The organism is Duganella sp. LjRoot269, from assembly GCF_964254095.1.
In the GTDB taxonomy this organism is placed as follows: domain Bacteria; phylum Pseudomonadota; class Gammaproteobacteria; order Burkholderiales; family Burkholderiaceae_D; genus Rugamonas; species Rugamonas hordei.
In genome coordinates this window covers 4,116,418-4,131,049 of sequence record NZ_CAXUSL020000001.1, presented here as the reverse complement: position 1 = coordinate 4,131,049, position 14,632 = coordinate 4,116,418, and the positions used below count along the sequence as shown (strand labels likewise).

At 61.5% G+C, this 14,632-nt stretch carries 15 protein-coding genes; 11 read left to right on the top strand and 4 right to left on the bottom strand.

Annotated elements, in window-relative coordinates; translation table 11 throughout:
* Positions 1–230: 230 nt before the first annotated feature.
* On the bottom strand, positions 231–1,628 hold the full coding sequence (gene gmtY / locus ACSQ3S_RS18460; RefSeq protein WP_436143329.1) for a gamma-mobile-trio recombinase GmtY: 1,398 nt from the start codon (positions 1,626–1,628) through the stop codon (positions 231–233).
* Positions 1,629–2,143: 515 nt separating this feature from the next.
* On the opposite strand from gmtY, the gene ACSQ3S_RS18455 reads away from it, so the two are divergent.
* The 3 genes from ACSQ3S_RS18455 (at position 2,144) to ACSQ3S_RS18445 (ending at position 4,580) form a co-directional block, all read left to right on the top strand.
* Positions 2,144–2,578, top strand: a complete 435-nt coding sequence (locus ACSQ3S_RS18455) for a DNA/RNA non-specific endonuclease (RefSeq protein ID WP_436143328.1) — start codon at positions 2,144–2,146, stop codon at positions 2,576–2,578.
* The gene (locus tag ACSQ3S_RS18450) at positions 2,575–2,835 is read left to right on the top strand and encodes a hypothetical protein (RefSeq protein ID WP_436143327.1); all 261 of its coding nucleotides are present in this window, start codon (positions 2,575–2,577) and stop codon (positions 2,833–2,835) included. Before ACSQ3S_RS18455 ends, ACSQ3S_RS18450 begins: the two co-directional genes overlap by 4 nt.
* 71 nt (positions 2,836–2,906) lie before the next feature.
* Complete coding sequence (locus ACSQ3S_RS18445; RefSeq protein ID WP_436143326.1) at positions 2,907–4,580, top strand: DUF4214 domain-containing protein; 1,674 nt, start codon at positions 2,907–2,909, stop codon at positions 4,578–4,580.
* Between the two features lie 4 nt (positions 4,581–4,584).
* Here ACSQ3S_RS18445 and ACSQ3S_RS18440 read toward each other — a convergent pair whose 3' ends face one another.
* Positions 4,585–5,571: a diguanylate cyclase gene (locus ACSQ3S_RS18440; RefSeq protein ID WP_436143325.1), complete on the bottom strand. Its 987-nt coding sequence runs from the start codon at positions 5,569–5,571 to the stop codon at positions 4,585–4,587.
* Positions 5,572–5,601: 30 nt separating this feature from the next.
* The gene (locus ACSQ3S_RS18435) at positions 5,602–6,408 is read right to left on the bottom strand and encodes a sensor histidine kinase (protein WP_436143324.1); all 807 of its coding nucleotides are present in this window, start codon (positions 6,406–6,408) and stop codon (positions 5,602–5,604) included.
* A gap of 165 nt (positions 6,409–6,573) precedes the next feature.
* Between ACSQ3S_RS18435 and queE the strand changes: the two genes are divergently transcribed.
* The 5 genes from queE to ldcA all read left to right on the top strand — a co-directional run bounded on the left by queE (position 6,574) and on the right by ldcA (position 10,097).
* Positions 6,574–7,209 carry a 7-carboxy-7-deazaguanine synthase gene (gene queE / locus ACSQ3S_RS18430; protein ID WP_436143323.1) on the top strand — a complete coding sequence of 212 codons (636 nt, stop codon included), beginning with the start codon at positions 6,574–6,576 and terminating at the stop codon, positions 7,207–7,209.
* Between the two features lie 13 nt (positions 7,210–7,222).
* On the top strand, positions 7,223–7,669 hold the full coding sequence (gene queD / locus ACSQ3S_RS18425) for a 6-carboxytetrahydropterin synthase QueD (RefSeq protein WP_176650817.1): 447 nt from the start codon (positions 7,223–7,225) through the stop codon (positions 7,667–7,669).
* Positions 7,662–8,147: a tRNA adenosine(34) deaminase TadA gene (gene tadA / locus ACSQ3S_RS18420; protein WP_436143322.1), complete on the top strand. Its 486-nt coding sequence runs from the start codon at positions 7,662–7,664 to the stop codon at positions 8,145–8,147. The genes queD and tadA overlap by 8 nt, the downstream gene beginning before the upstream one ends.
* A 74-nt stretch (positions 8,148–8,221) precedes the next feature.
* Entirely contained in the window at positions 8,222–9,166 is a 945-nt protein-coding gene (locus ACSQ3S_RS18415) for an alpha/beta fold hydrolase (RefSeq protein WP_176650819.1), read from the top strand.
* Positions 9,167–9,176: 10 nt separating this feature from the next.
* A complete protein-coding gene (ldcA, locus tag ACSQ3S_RS18410) occupies positions 9,177–10,097 on the top strand; it encodes a muramoyltetrapeptide carboxypeptidase (RefSeq protein ID WP_436143321.1) in 921 nt (306 codons plus the stop codon).
* Positions 10,098–10,108: 11 nt separating this feature from the next.
* Here ldcA and ACSQ3S_RS18405 read toward each other — a convergent pair whose 3' ends face one another.
* Entirely contained in the window at positions 10,109–10,621 is a 513-nt protein-coding gene (locus ACSQ3S_RS18405; protein WP_436143320.1) for a hypothetical protein, read from the bottom strand.
* A gap of 232 nt (positions 10,622–10,853) precedes the next feature.
* On the opposite strand from ACSQ3S_RS18405, the gene ACSQ3S_RS18400 reads away from it, so the two are divergent.
* From ACSQ3S_RS18400 to nadC, 3 genes are all read left to right on the top strand, one after another.
* On the top strand, positions 10,854–12,455 hold the full coding sequence (locus ACSQ3S_RS18400; protein WP_436143319.1) for an ABC-F family ATPase: 1,602 nt from the start codon (positions 10,854–10,856) through the stop codon (positions 12,453–12,455).
* A gap of 82 nt (positions 12,456–12,537) precedes the next feature.
* A complete protein-coding gene (gene nadA / locus ACSQ3S_RS18395) occupies positions 12,538–13,683 on the top strand; it encodes a quinolinate synthase NadA (RefSeq protein WP_436143318.1) in 1,146 nt (381 codons plus the stop codon).
* Positions 13,680–14,546 (top strand): carboxylating nicotinate-nucleotide diphosphorylase, encoded by an 867-nt coding sequence (nadC, locus tag ACSQ3S_RS18390; RefSeq protein ID WP_413448267.1) that lies wholly within the window; start codon positions 13,680–13,682, stop codon positions 14,544–14,546. Before nadA ends, nadC begins: the two co-directional genes overlap by 4 nt.
* Positions 14,547–14,632: the final 86 nt, after the last annotated feature.

Genomic DNA, 14,632 nt, shown 5'->3' with positions numbered 1-14,632 from the left:
ATTCCTTTAGGGATGTTAGATATTCGGGGTCCGAAGACCCCAGCTAAATTGCGGTATCAATGCTCGTCGCCTGTTGAGCGACAACTTGGTAGTGCAATCCCTAGGGACAAACTTGGCCAGGGGATCGGCCGGTTATCGCGAGGCTGGCCAGCGTTCCTTCTGCCGGCCAATAAGTACTTAGACGTCGCGCGATTTTTTGGGCCACTGAGAGTCTAGAAATACCCTCTGTATTACTCTTCGGTTTGAAGCTGCGTCAGGACGGTCGAGCTGCTACCGCCCATAAACATGCCCATCTGAGCGACGCTTTGAGCAACGTCGGCAATAGAGGGGGCGCGATATACGTTTTGGCTCAAAACGCTCCCGTGATGAAGTGCGACCTGCCCCTCTTTGGGATCTGCTTCGATTTTGTTCAGCCACTGACCATATCGATGGCGCATGCCCTGAGTCGTCGTGCCAAACCCTTTGGAGCGAATGAGGCCCGCACGCTCCACTGCAGCGTTGAACACTTCATCGAAGCCTTTGGCACCGAGCGGCTCCCCCTCTTTTGTCAGGAAGGCCCAAGGCACGCGAGGGTTGTTGGGGCGAACGTGGATAACATACATTTTCCATAGCTCCCAAAACAGTTCCCCAGCGAGCGCATCAATCCAGATAATTTGAAATGCATTTCGTGGGGCAGTTGTCACCGAGCCTTTCCACCCGGCCCAGCGGCGGCCTGTTTCCATGTTCAGCGGCACTCTTCCGGCACACTGCATATTCAGGAAATCCTTCCGGTGAGTGGACTTCACTACTCCAGTAATCTTGTCCCTATACTCGATCATCCCTTCGGTAGGATGGTGAATAAGGACCCGTGCTTGCTTGGGATTAGCTGGATCGATATCGACATCGCACACCCAGAGATGCATGATCTCACTGCGGCGAGGGCCTCCATATAAACACGCCAATATAATTAGCTGGTCGCGAATGTTATAGCGTTGCCAATAGTGTGGCTTTTTTACGCCGCCTCTTATTGCACATCCTACATACAATAGGTTATCTATCTGGTCGTACGGAAATGCCTTAGTTTCTACATAGCCGGGGCTTTCTCGTTGACGCGACTTGTTTTTTCGCGATTCTTTGCTTGCGCCAGCTGCATCCTCTCGTTTTTTTAGATGTGACATTACTGATGCAGCAGCCATGGTGTTCCAGCGACGCCAAAAAATTATTTGGTCACGGTGGCCCGCTACCCCAGTCATCGGGTTAAGATTCTTTGTGCCGTATGTTTTACTCAGCCAGTCACTGAATACATAAAGGCAATTCGTCAGCTTCAAACTGTTCTTATACGAAGTGCCGGTCCAGCCCAGGCCATATGGGCACTTCCCATTAGAATACGTCCCCAGCCATAAGTCAGACGAAAACGCCGTCAACAAATTGGCTCGATTTTCTTGGGGGAAAAACTCTTCAGCCCGCACGGATAACCATTCAATCAATAGCCTCACGACGAGAGCGTAAGGACGTTCGTACTGTTCTGACCACGCCATTTCGCGAAAGAACACGAGAAGCGGAAGGAAAACATATCCGGCGACCAGTAATACGGTCGTGAATTGGCCACGAATTTTGTCCTTAATCACAACAGATACCGGATTTTCCATGGTCGCCTCCTGTTAACGTAGAATTATTATTGACTCAGATTGCTTCCGAGTTCAACTATTTTAAGGATGGGGAATAAATGAAAAGGAAATCCTTGTTGTAATTTTATTTGAAAAGATTTATCGCTAATAATGTGGGTGGTGAATTAAATTGGTTTGACAATTAATAAGTAAAACGAAATAACCGGCATGCGCTGACTTATAGATGAATCTCGTCCTTTAACAACTACCTAACACCAAACAATATTTTCCTTTCGCATAAAGCAACTACTGCCTCAGCGCTAACGAGGAATGAGATCGGGAGAGTGACTTCGGGAACGTTAAAACGTTCTCTTGCGGCCGCTAGATGAGGTTGGGCCTGTCCAATCATTGCGGAGGATGGAGGGCTAAGGGGGCGGACGGGAGGGCGAGGGGACGGGGGAGCGAAAGAGGAGTGAGTGGGAAGCTGGGGAACAGTGGGGATGGAGAGCTGGGAGATGGGTAGGGGCTTGAGTATATGAATTCCCCGGGTATTTCACATGGCGCCGAACGGCGACATGCCCGACCGCGAAACCCAGCACCAGAGCTTCACCCTGGCCAACATGGTGCCGCAGGATGCCGACAACAACCGCCATGTGTGGGCCGGCATCGAAGGCGCCGTGCGCAAACTGGCGCAGAAGGAGGGCGACCTGTACGTGCTGACCGGTCCCGCCTTCATCGGCGGCAAGCTGCAAAAGGCCGGCAACGTGCTGGTGCCGACCCACCTGTATAAACTGGTGTACAGCCCGCGCCAGCGCGCCGGCGCCGCGTTCTTCATCGAGAACCGCGCCGGTGCCGAATATGAAACGCTGAGCATCGCGCAACTGGAAAGCCGGGTCGGCATCGATTTGCTGCCGTCGCTGTCGGCGGCCCAAAAAGAGACAATGTTGCGCTTGCCTAAGGTAAAAACTCGTAAATCCCGGAGTCAATCATGAGCAAATTCGTACCCTATGCGAACGAGTCCGATCTGCTGAACATCGGCCATCTGACGATCGAAAACCGGCTCGACCGCGTCACCCTCAGCGGCGACGTCGACCTGACCGCCGACCGGGCAGGCCTGGCCGACGCCCGCGTGCTGCACAAGTTGCTGGGCGACGTGGTGGCCCGGCTGGAAGCGCAGGAGCTGCCGGCCAGATTGCCGCCGCCGCCCACGGAGACTGTGGACAACCCGTTTGACGGAGGCAACACTTGAGCCTGGCGGCCGCGCCCCTGCTATTCTGATGTTACTATGGCGCAATCGTAATCATCGGCCCTGACAGCATCATGACCTTCTTCACGACTGGTAACAATTCGATCGACTCCCTGGTCTACAGCAGTTGGGCCAGCGTCCCCGGCAAGTCGGTGTCGCTGACCTACAGTTTCATGAACACGGTGCCGGGTGATGCCAGTGCCGACGATGCCAACGGCTTCGTGCCGATGTCGCTTACCCAAAAAGCAGCGGTGCGCGCGGCGCTGGCGACGTGGTCGGCTGTGGCCAATGTCAAGTTCACTGAAGTGGGCTTGAATGGCGATATCCAGCTGGGCACCAACGACCAGGGCAACCAGAGCAGCGGCTACGCTTATCTGCCCAATGGCCACGACGCCACTTACCTGTTCACCAACAACGTCGACAGCTTTAACTCGGTCTTCACGCCGGGCAGTTATGGACCGTCGGTGCTGATACATGAGCTGGGCCATACGCTGGGTCTCAAACACCCGGGCAACTACAACTCGACAGGCGGCGATATCGACGGCCCGTTCCTGCCGGCTGCGACCGACAATCTGGACTACAGCCAGATGTCGTATAACCAGGGTTCGGGCTACGCGCTGGAGCACAAATATGGCGTGACACCGATGCTGTACGACATCCAGGCGATGCAGTATTTGTACGGCGCCAACATGACCTATCACACCGGCACCGACAGCTACAATTTTACCGACAGTTCGCCGCTGCAATGCATCTGGGATGCCGGCGGTGTCGACACCTTCAATTTCGCCGGCTGCGCGTCGGCGGTGACCATCAACCTGAACGCGGGCACCTTCAGCTCCACCGCTCCAGGCTACAATAATATTTCCATCGCTTATGGCGTGACCATCGAGTCCGCCATCGCGGGCAGCGGCGGCTCTACCATTTATGGCAACGCCGCCGACAATGTCATCACTGGTGGCGCGGGCAGCGACACGGTGGTGTTTGGCCGCGCGTTCGCCGATTACCTGGTCAATGGCGCGAACGGCAACCTGACGGTGATCGGCGACGGTACCGACAGCTTGAGTGGCGTGGAAACGCTGCAATTCAGCGACCGCACGATTCAGCTGACAAATTTTACCCAGGTCATCGGCAGCGGCGCCACCAACGACACACTGCAGGCGGGTGTGGGCAACGAGTTCATCAGTGCTGGTGCGGGTTTCGATACGGTGAAATTTTCCGGGGCGCGCGCCAATTACACGGTGGCGGCCGGCAGCGGTGGCGAGTTTATCGTCAAGGATAATGCCGGTAGCGGCGGCCAGGACACGCTGGTCGGCGTCGAGCGCCTGAGCTTTGACGACGGCCACGCGATCGCCTTCGATATCGGCGGCCACTCGACGGCGGGCGAGGCTTACCGGCTGTATCAGTCGGCGCTCAACCGCACGCCGGATCTGGAGGGCCTGGGCTACTGGATCAAGGCGCTGGACGCCAGTGTCCCGCTGGTCGACGTTACCGCCGCTTTCCTTAACAGTGCGGAGTATGCGCGCACCTATGGCACCAACCTCAGCAACGAGCAGATGATCAACCAGCTGTACCAGAATATTTTGCACCGGGCGCCGGACGCTGAAGGGGGCGCCTTTTGGCTGAACGCACTGAACATCGGCGTCAGCCGGGCGCTGGTGATGAGCGAAATGTCGGAATCTCCTGAAAATGTCGCCGCCATCATAGGCAGCATCGCCAACGGCATCGACTATGTGACTTACAAGGCCTAGGCGCTTACTGATCCGGCAGGCTGATGCGGTTGCGGCCCATGTGCTTGGCGCGGTACAGCGCCGAGTCGGCGGTCGCCACCAGCTGGCTGGGGTCGTTTTCCGCCGCCGCCAGCGCGGTTGCCGCGCCTATGCTCACCGTCACCACATGCTGCTGGCTGCCCAGGTTGGGCAGGTGCAGCTGTTCGACGCGGCAGCGTATCCGTTCCGCCACGATGGCCGCCCCCTTGAGCGACTGGTTGGGCAGGATCACGGCGAACTCCTCGCCGCCGTAGCGCGCCACCAGGTCGTTGGCGCGCATCTCGCTCGACACCGCGCTGGCGATGCGCTGCAGGCATTCGTCGCCGCCCAGGTGGCCGTAGGCGTCGTTGTATTGCTTGAAATTGTCGACGTCGACCATCAGCAGCGACAGCGGCTGCTGCTGGCGCAGCGCGCGCTGCCACTCGGCCTGCAGCGTGTCGTCGAAGCAGCGGCGGTTGGCCAGGCCGGTCAGGCCGTCGCGCCTGGCCAGCTGTTCCAGCGCCACCTGGGCGCGCTTTTCGTCGGTGACGTCGCGCAGCGTTTCCACCACGGCCACCAGCTTGCCTTCGGCATCGAAGATCGGGCTGGCGTCGACCTCCAGGTAGCGGCGCCGGCCGACGCGCGGCATGTCGCACCAGTTTTCCGCACGCAGGTTGTGGTCGCCGTCGTTGCTGCGCGCATGCCGGTTGTACAGCGCGTTCAGGTCGCCGGAGCGGCCCTGGATCACCAGGTCGGCCAGGGTCGGGCGCTGCTCGTGATAAAAGCATTTCCAATGGTCGCCGGTGCCCAGCACCTCCCAGGCGTCGACGCCGGTCAGGCGCTCGCAGGCCTTGTTCCAGATGATCACCTTGCCGTGGATGTCGACCACGAAGGTCGGAATGACCAGCAGCTCCATCAGTTTGAGGGCGAAGCCGTGCTGCATGTCGGCCTGCGAAAATTCCATCAGATGCTGGATTTTTTGCGTGTTGTGCATGGACTGGTCCGCTTTCTTGTCGTTTTCTTGTTATTGAATCGGAAAGGACATGGTCAACGCCGTCCCGTGGCCGGGTTCGCTGGAGATGTCGAGGCGGCCGCCGGCTTCGGCAACGCGCTGGGCAATGCCGCGCAGGCCCAGGCCGCTCCGCGCCGGCGGATCGGGCAGGCCGATGCCGTTGTCGCGCACCGTCAGGCTCAGGCTGTCGGCGCCGCGGCACAGGCCGATGCAGACTTCGGAAGCCTGGGCGTGGCGGGCGATGTTGCTCAGCGATTCTTGCAGGACGCGGTACACCACCGCATCCATGACGGCGCCGTCGCCGGACTGGGCGGTAAAGGCCGCCGGCTCGGCCTCGAGCCGGCAGGGAATGCCGCTGAGGCGGGAAAATTGCTCCATCTGCTGCTGGACCGCGCCCTGCAATCCATCTTCCAGCGCCTCGGGCGGCAGGTCGCGGACGATGGTGCGCAGCGAGCGGGTGGCGCTGTGCAGCCGGGCCTCGACCTGGGCCAGCGGCTCGGCCAGCTGCGGATGGCGGATGGCCAGGCGGGCGACGTCGAAAGTCAGCGCCAGCAGGTGCTGGCCCATGTCGTCGTGCAGGTCGCGGGCGATGCGGCGCCGTTCGGCGTCGCGCAGCGACTGCTGGCTGGCGTTCAGGCGGTGGATTTGCTGGCGGGTCTGGACCAGCGCCTGTTCCGCCAGTTCGCGGCTGCCGCGTTCCATGCCCAGCCGTTGGTGGAGTTCGGCCAGCACGCGGCACAGCCGGTGCTGGCGCCACAGCAGCGCCAGGGCGATGGCCGCCAGCGCGACCCCGCCGGCAACGATGATATCAATTTCCAAGTATGTTGCAGTGTAGCGCATGCTGTATCTTCTCCGGATGGGTGTCCACCGGGTCAACATATCGTGGTTGCCTTGCAGTAGCATTGTGCTAAGTCAACTTTGGAAGGCATAGGCCGAAAACAGCGGTGTGAGATATAATTGAGGGTTGTCCAATCAGGAACCGCCGTGACTTACAGTATCAAAGAGATTTTTTACACGCTGCAGGGTGAGGGCGCCCATGCCGGGCGTCCCGCCGTGTTCTGCCGCTTTTCCGGCTGCAATTTGTGGACCGGGCGCGAGATCGACCGCGCCAGCGCCGTTTGCCAGTTCTGCGATACCGACTTTGTCGGCACCGACGGCGAAGGCGGCGGCAAGTTCAAGACGCCGCAGGAGCTGGCCGCGACCATCGACGCGCTGTGGCCGCAGACCTACGCCGCCAGCAAATACGTGGTGTTTACCGGCGGCGAGCCGCTGCTGCAGCTCGATACCGCGCTGATCGATGCGATGCATGCGGTCGGCTTTACGATCGCGATTGAAACCAACGGCACGCTGCCGGTGCCGGCCGGCGTCGACTGGATCTGCGTCAGCCCGAAGATGGGCTCGCAGCTGGTGGTGACCAAGGGTAGCGAAATCAAGGTGGTGATCCCGCAAACGGGGCAGGACCTGAGCGCCTACGAGCAGCTCGATTTCGAGAATTTCTACGTGCAGGCGATGGACGGCCCGCTGGCCGAGTTCAATACCAAACTGGCGATCGAAACCTGCAAGCGCAATCCGAAATGGAAGCTGAGCTTGCAAACACATAAACTTTTACAGATACCCTGAGTACCCATACATAATGCTGACCATTACCCGCAAGCTGGAATTCGACGCCGGCCACCGCATCCCCGACCACAAGAGCCAGTGCCGCAACCTGCACGGCCACCGCTACACGCTGGAAATCACGCTGACCGGCAACATCATCACCGCCGAAGGCAATTCCGACAACGGCATGATCATGGACTTTTCCGACATCAAGGCGCTGGCCAAGGAACACCTGGTCGACGTCTGGGACCATTCCTTCATCGTCTACGAGAAGGATGCGGCGGTGCGCGATTTCCTCGCCACGCTGCCCGGCCACAAGACGGTGGTGATCGACCGCATTCCCACCGTGGAAAACCTGGCCCACGTGGCGTTCGAGATCCTCAAGTCCGCCTACAAGGACCGCTACGGCACCGGCCTGCACCTGCACAAGCTGGTGCTGCACGAAACCCCCAACTGCTGGGCAGAGATCACCGATGCCTGAGGCAATCGATTTTATGCGGCTGGCGCTGGAGCAGGCGCAGCACGCGCGGGATCTGGGCGAGGTGCCGGTGGGCGCCGTCGTCGTCAAGGACGGCGTGGTGATCGCGCGCGGCTACAACCAGCCGATCGGCAGGCATGATCCGACCGCGCACGCCGAGATCGTCGCCCTGCGCGCGGCGGCCGAGGCGCTGGGCAACTACCGGCTGCCCGGCTGCGAGCTGTACGTGACGCTGGAGCCGTGCGTCATGTGCTCGGGCGCGATGATGCACGCGCGCCTGGCCAGGGTGGTCTATGGCGCCACCGACCCGAAGACCGGCGCCTGCGGCTCGGTGCTCAACCTGTTCGAGCAGGAACAGCTGAATCATCACACCGACGTCGCCGGCGGCATCATGGCCGAGGAGTGCGGCGACATGCTCAAGAGTTTCTTCGCCGCCCGCCGCGCGGCCGCCGCGGCAGCCCGCAAAAGCACGACTGACTAGCGGCGGTTTTCCTGGCGCTGGCAAAAATGGTATGCTGAAGCCAGTGTTTATCCGGACCATCCAGGGAGACTGCTTTGGCCACCGCACAAGCAAACGGCATTACCATCGCCTACGAGGCCAGCGGCAATCCGCTGGACACGCCGGTGCTGCTGATCATGGGGCTGGGCATGCAGCTGGTGGCCTGGCCGCAGGACTTTGTCGACGGCCTGGTCGAGCAGGGTTACTACGTGATCCGTTACGACAACCGCGACATCGGCTTGTCCAGCAAGTTCGAACACCACAAGAAACCCAATCTGCTGCTGGCCTACCTGAAGTCGCTGGTGGGCTGGAAGCAGTCCACCGCCTACACGCTGAACGACATGGCCGACGATGCGCTCGGCCTGCTCGATGCGCTGGGCATAGGCAAGGCGCACGTGGTCGGCGTATCGATGGGCGGCATGATCGCGCAGATTTTCGCTTCCCGCTTCGCCAACCGCACGCTGAGCCTGACCTCCATCATGTCCAGCAGCGGCCGGCGCGGCTTGCCCGGCCCGACGCCGGCGGCGCGCAACGCGCTGATGCGCGCGCCGGCCGATCCGGCCAACCGCCAGGAAGTGGTCGACCGCATGGTGTCGGTGTACCGCGTGATCGGCAGCCCGTCGTTTCCGACGCCTGAACGGCAGTTGCGCGCCAATATCGAGCGGGCGCTGGATCGCAGCGTCTACCCGGCCGGCATGATGCGGCAGATGGTGGCCGTCGTCGCCTCCGGCGACCGCACGGCGCTGCTGCGCAAGATCCGCTGTCCAGCCCTGGTGATACACGGCGCGGCCGACCCGCTGGTGCCGCTGGCTTGCGGCGCCGATACCGCGGCCGCCATCCCGAACGCCAGGCTGCAGGTGATCGAAGGCATGGGCCACGACCTGCCGCCGCAGCTGATCGAACGGCTGCTTGCCTTGCTCGACCATCACCTGCGCGGTAATATGGCGGCGGACATTCCTCCGCTGAGACCGCATCGGGCGGGCAGCGGCACCCATCAATGACAGAGACATTTTGAGCACATCCAATATCGGCATCGCGATTGCCGCTCCGGGCGGCTACGCGCCCGACAACGCGGCACTGCAGGCAGGCATAGCGCGCCTGCGCCAGCAAGGCCACCTGGTCCACAATTACTACGACGACGACAAGAAATTCCAGCGCTTCGCCGGCACCGATGCCGGCCGCCTGGCGCAGCTGAACGCGGCCGCCGCCGATCCCGACGTGCAGGTGGTGGTGGCGTTGCGCGGCTCCTACGGCATGAGCCGTTTGCTGCCGCAGATCGATTTCCGCGCGATGGCGGACAGCGGCAAGCTGTTCGTCGGCTACAGCGACTTCACCGCCTTCCAGATGGCGCTGATGAAGCAGACCGGCCGCATCAGCTTCGGCGGGCCGATGATGTGCGACGATTTCATCCGCGAACAGCCGGTGGACTACACGCTGAAGCAGTTCTGGGATTGTCTGCGCGGACCGGTGCACACGGTGCGCGGCGCGGTGGCCGAGGGCGGCGCCGATAACCCGCTGGTCGACGTCGGCGGCAAGCTGTGGGGGGGCAACCTGGCGATGATGGTCAGCCTGCTGGGCACGCCGTACTTCTCGTCGCTGGACCAGGGCATCGTGTTTTTGGAGGATATCAGCGAGCACCCGTACCGCGTCGAACGCATGGTGCTGCAGCTGTTCTACGCCGGCGCGCTGGAGGGGCAGCGGGCGCTGGTGCTGGGCGATTTCTCGGGCTACAAACTGAGCCCGTATGACAATGGCTACGACTTCGAGACGATGCTGGCTTATCTGCGCGAGCGGCTGCCGATCCCGGTGCTGACCGGGCTGCCGTTCGGCCATATCAAGGAGCGCGCCACGCTGCCGTATGGCGGCATGGCGCATCTGGTATCGACGGCGCGCGGCTTCGACCTGACGATCAGCGACTACCCGACGCTGTGATTACGCGGTGATCACTGCACCCGGCGCACGCGCGGCGCCTGGTTGCTGCCTTCGATTTCCAGGAATATGGTGCCGAGCAGGTTGCGGGTGATCTTGATTTTCGGGTTGTCGATCTCGTTGACGTTGCCGCTGCTGTCGTCGTTCACGCGCCAGGACTGGCCGTTGGCGAGGCGGAACGTGGTGTTCGGCCCCCAGCCGTCGATGCGGCCGATCAGCGTACTCTGGATGAAGGTGGGCGAGTCCGGCTTGCGCATCTGGGTAGCGGTCAGACCGAAGTTGCGCTCGGCTTCCTCGGCGGCGCTGATGGCGGCCGGCGCGGCGGCGGTGGAAGCAGGCACGGCTGCGGCAACGGTTGGAGCGGCCAGGGCGACCGGCCTTGCCGGCGCAGCGCCAACCGGAATCGCATCGTAACAGGCCACGCGGCCGGCGACGTCGGCGATGGCGCGGCAGCGCAGCAGGGCGGCATCGTCCGCGACGGCCGAAGCGGATACGGACACCGCCAGCAAAACAAACAAAGCTTTCATCGGGCTCTTTCCAGGTTGTGGGCGCCGCTAACCGGGTGCCGACTGGACTGGATTATAGATCACCTCGGCTGCGGTGGAGCTCGCTGGGCTCAGCTTGGGACGGGCGCCGCAATGACCCTATGTGCCTCAAGTCGCTGTAAGTGCTTGTTTTATATAGGGGATCCCACGAAAATCCTCGACTGCTGTATAATCTCGCCTTTCCGCGTTACCTTTCTCAAAGTCCAATTCCAATATGCTCAGCACAGCAAACATCACGATGCAATTCGGCGCCAAGCCGTTGTTTGAAAACATTTCCGTCAAATTCGGCGATGGCAACCGCTATGGCCTGATCGGCGCCAACGGTTGCGGCAAGTCGACGTTCATGAAAATCCTGGGCGGCGACCTGGAACCGTCGGGCGGCAACGTGATGCTGGATACCAACGAACGCTTGGGCAAGCTGCGCCAGGACCAGTTCGCCTTTGAAGAAATGCGCGTGCTGGACGTGGTCATGATGGGCCACACCGAAATGTGGGCGGCGATGCAGGAACGCGACGCCATCTACGCCAATCCGGAAGCGACCGACGACGACTACATGAAGGCCGCCGACCTGGAAGGCAAAGTCTCCGAATACGACGGCTACACCGCCGAATCGCGCGCCGGCGAATTGCTGCTGGGCGCCGGCGTGGCCATCGACCTGCACCAGGGGCCGATGAGCAATGTGTCGCCAGGCTGGAAGCTGCGCGTGCTGCTGGCGCAGGCGCTGTTCTCGAACCCGGACATCCTGCTGCTCGACGAACCGACCAACAACCTCGACATCAACACGATCCGCTGGCTGGAAGATGTGCTCAACGAGCGCAACTCCACCATGATCATCATTTCCCACGATCGCCACTTCCTGAACCAGGTCTGCACCCACGTGGCCGACATGGACTACGGCACGCTGAAGATCTACCCGGGCAACTACGACGAGTACATGTTCGCGTCGACCCAGGCCCGCAACCAGCAGCTGGCCAACAACGCCAAGGCCAAAGAGAAGGTCGCCGAGCTGCAGGACTTCGTGCGCCGCTTCGCCGCCAACAAATCCAAGGCCCGCCAGGCGACGTCGCGCGCCAAGCAGATCGAGAAGATCAAGGTCGACGACATCAAGCCGTCGTCGCGCGCCTATCCGTTCGTGCGTTTCGACGGCGAGAAGAAGCTGCACCGCCTGGCCGTCGAGGTGGACAGCATCGCCAAGAAATACGATCGCCAGCTGTTCAACAATTTCAGCATCATGGTGGAAGCGGGCGAACGCATCGCCATCATCGGCGCCAACGGCGCGGGCAAGACCACGATGTTGCGCTGCATCGGCGGCGACGACATCGCCGGCCAGCACGCAGACCACGGCATGGTCAAGTGGGCGGAAAACGCCAACGTCGGCTACATGCCGCAGGATCCGACCGAGGAATTCGCCAGCGACATCACGCTGACCGACTGGATGGGCAACTGGACCAAGGAAGGCGACGACGACCAGGCCGTGCGCTCCATCCTGGGCCGTTTGCTGTTCGGCGGCGACGAGGTGAAGAAGTCGGTCAAGGTGCTGTCCGGCGGCGAGAAGGGCCGCATGATGTACGGCAAGCTGATGCTGGGCCGCCACAACGTGCTGCTGCTCGATGAGCCGACCAACCACATGGACATGGAATCGATCGAGTCGCTCAACATCGCGTTGGAAAAATACGCCGGCACGCTGATCTTCGTGTCGCACGACCGCGAATTCGTGTCGTCGCTGGCCAACCGCATTATCGAGATCAAGGAAAACGAAGTGGTCGACTTCCGCGGCAACTACGAAGACTACCTGACCAGCCAGGGCATCGATTAAACCAGAAAAGAATCCCGCCCCAAGCGGGATTTTTCGCAATGTGCCATAGTCTAGTCTCACGTTTTACGAATAACCGAACAATATGCAAACCATAGAGATCAAAGCCGTCGAGTACGAGCATCCGCAAGACGGCGCCAGCTGCACCGCCCACGCCTGGGCGCGCACGCCAGCCACGCCATCCGCCGAGCAACGCGTCGCCCTCAAGGAACGCATCAAGCGCCTGCTGAAGGAAAAGCAGGCGGTGCTCGTTTCCCACTACTACGTCGACGCCGACCTGCAAGACCTGGCCGAGGAAACCGGCGGCTGCGTCTCCGATTCGCTGGAAATGGCGCGCTTCGGCCGCGACCATCCGGCCAAGACGCTGGTCGTCGCCGGCGTGCGCTTCATGGGCGAAACCGCCAAGATCCTCAGTCCTGAAAAACGCATCCTGATGCCTGACCTGGATGCCACCTGTTCGCTGGACCTGGGCTGCCCGGCCGACGAATTCGCCGCCTTCTGCGACGCCCACCCGGATCGCACCGTGGTGGTGTACGCCAACACCAGCGCCGCCGTCAAGGCACGCGCCGACTGGATGGTGACCTCGTCGATCGGCCTGGACATCGTCAAGCACCTGCACGAGCAGGGCAAGAAAATCCTGTGGGCGCCGGACAAGCATCTCGGCGGCTACATCCAGAAGCAAACCGGCGCCGACATGCTGCTGTGGCAGGGCTCCTGCCTGGTGCACGACGAATTCAAGGGCGTCGAGCTGGAACTGCTGAAGGCCCAGTACCCGCACGCCAAGATCCTGGTGCATCCCGAATCGCCGGCCAACGTCGTAGCGCTGGCCGACGTGGTCGGCTCGACCACGCAGATCATCAACGCCGCCGTCGAATCGGACGCGGACACCTTCATCGTCGCCACCGACAACGGCATCCTGCACAAGATGCGCGCCGCCGCGCCGGGCAAGCGTTTCATCGAGGCGCCGACCGCCGGCAACAGCGCCACCTGCAAGAGCTGCGCGCACTGCCCGTGGATGGCGATGAACGGCCTGCAAAACCTGGCCGACGTGCTGGAAAACATGGACAGCAGCAGCGCCAACGAAATCCACGTCGATCCGGAAGTGGGCAAGCAGGCCGTCATCTCGATCAACCGCATGCTCGATTTCGCCGCGGCGAAAAAAGCCCGGGTGCAGCCCGGCGCCGACCTGGCGAAAGAAGCTAAACTGTTTTCGGGAATCGGTCCGGCATGAGTACTTTGGTGAATAAATTCGCGCCGTTCGACGACGCGCTGAAATCCGCTTTCGAAGCCAACCTGCTGGCGGCGCTGCTGGAGGACGTCGGCAGCGGCGACCTGACCGGCCTGCTGGTGCCGGAAGGCGGCCGCGCCACCGCGCGCGTGATCGTGCGCGAGGACGCCGTGCTGTGCGGCGCGCCGTGGTTCGAAGGCGTCATGAACTGCATGCAGGCCGGCATCGAGATCGACTGGCAGTACGCCGAAGGCGATCTGATGAAGGCTGACAGCCTGGTCTGCACGATACAAGGCCCGGCGCGCGCGCTGCTGACGGCCGAACGCGGCGCGCTGAACTTCCTGCAGCTGCTGTCGGGCGTGGCGACCGTCACCCGCAAGTATGTGGACGTGATCGCCGGCACCCGCGCCGCCATCCTCGACACGCGCAAGACCATGCCCGGCCTGCGGCTGGCGCAGAAGTACGCGGTGCGCGTGGGCGGCGGCCAGAACCAGCGCCTGGCGCTGTATGACGGCATCCTGATCAAGGAAAACCATATCGCCGCGGCCGGCGGCATCACCAACGCGGTGCTGGCGGCCAAGCGCCTCGACAAGGGCGTGACGATACAGGTGGAAGTGGAAAACCTGGAAGAGCTGAACGAGGCGCTGGAAGCGGGCGCCGTGTCCATCCTGCTGGACAACTTCAGCCTGGACATGATGCGCGAAGCGGTGCGGATCAATGCCGGCCGCGCCTTGCTCGAAGGTTCGGGCGGCGTCAATTTCGACACCGTGCGGGCCATCGCCGAGACCGGCGTCGACCGCATCTCGATCGGCAGCCTGACCAAGGATGTCCGCGCCACGGATTATTCTTTACGCATTGTTGGTTAATCCAGTTTCATTGTTGAAACCACCCGCGCACGATTGAAATTATCAAAAAATAATGATTTAAAAATAATATACTCTCGCTTGTTTTT

Excerpts from the sequence above, each read along its gene's own strand:
- nadA (WP_436143318.1), top strand. The coding sequence starts at position 12,538 with ATGCAAACCATAGAGATCAAAGCCGTCGAGTACGAGCATCCGCAAGAC.
- nadC (WP_413448267.1), top strand. The coding sequence starts at position 13,680 with ATGAGTACTTTGGTGAATAAATTCGCGCCGTTCGACGACGCGCTGAAA.
- queD (WP_176650817.1), top strand. The coding sequence starts at position 7,223 with ATGCTGACCATTACCCGCAAGCTGGAATTCGACGCCGGCCACCGCATC.
- ACSQ3S_RS18440 (WP_436143325.1), bottom strand. The coding sequence starts at position 5,571 with ATGCACAACACGCAAAAAATCCAGCATCTGATGGAATTTTCGCAGGCC.
- ACSQ3S_RS18445 (WP_436143326.1), top strand. The coding sequence starts at position 2,907 with ATGACCTTCTTCACGACTGGTAACAATTCGATCGACTCCCTGGTCTAC.
- gmtY (WP_436143329.1), bottom strand. The coding sequence starts at position 1,628 with ATGGAAAATCCGGTATCTGTTGTGATTAAGGACAAAATTCGTGGCCAA.
- ACSQ3S_RS18450 (WP_436143327.1), top strand. The coding sequence starts at position 2,575 with ATGAGCAAATTCGTACCCTATGCGAACGAGTCCGATCTGCTGAACATC.
- ACSQ3S_RS18400 (WP_436143319.1), top strand. The coding sequence starts at position 10,854 with ATGCTCAGCACAGCAAACATCACGATGCAATTCGGCGCCAAGCCGTTG.
- ACSQ3S_RS18405 (WP_436143320.1), bottom strand. The coding sequence starts at position 10,621 with ATGAAAGCTTTGTTTGTTTTGCTGGCGGTGTCCGTATCCGCTTCGGCC.
- ACSQ3S_RS18455 (WP_436143328.1), top strand. The coding sequence starts at position 2,144 with ATGGCGCCGAACGGCGACATGCCCGACCGCGAAACCCAGCACCAGAGC.
- tadA (WP_436143322.1), top strand. The coding sequence starts at position 7,662 with ATGCCTGAGGCAATCGATTTTATGCGGCTGGCGCTGGAGCAGGCGCAG.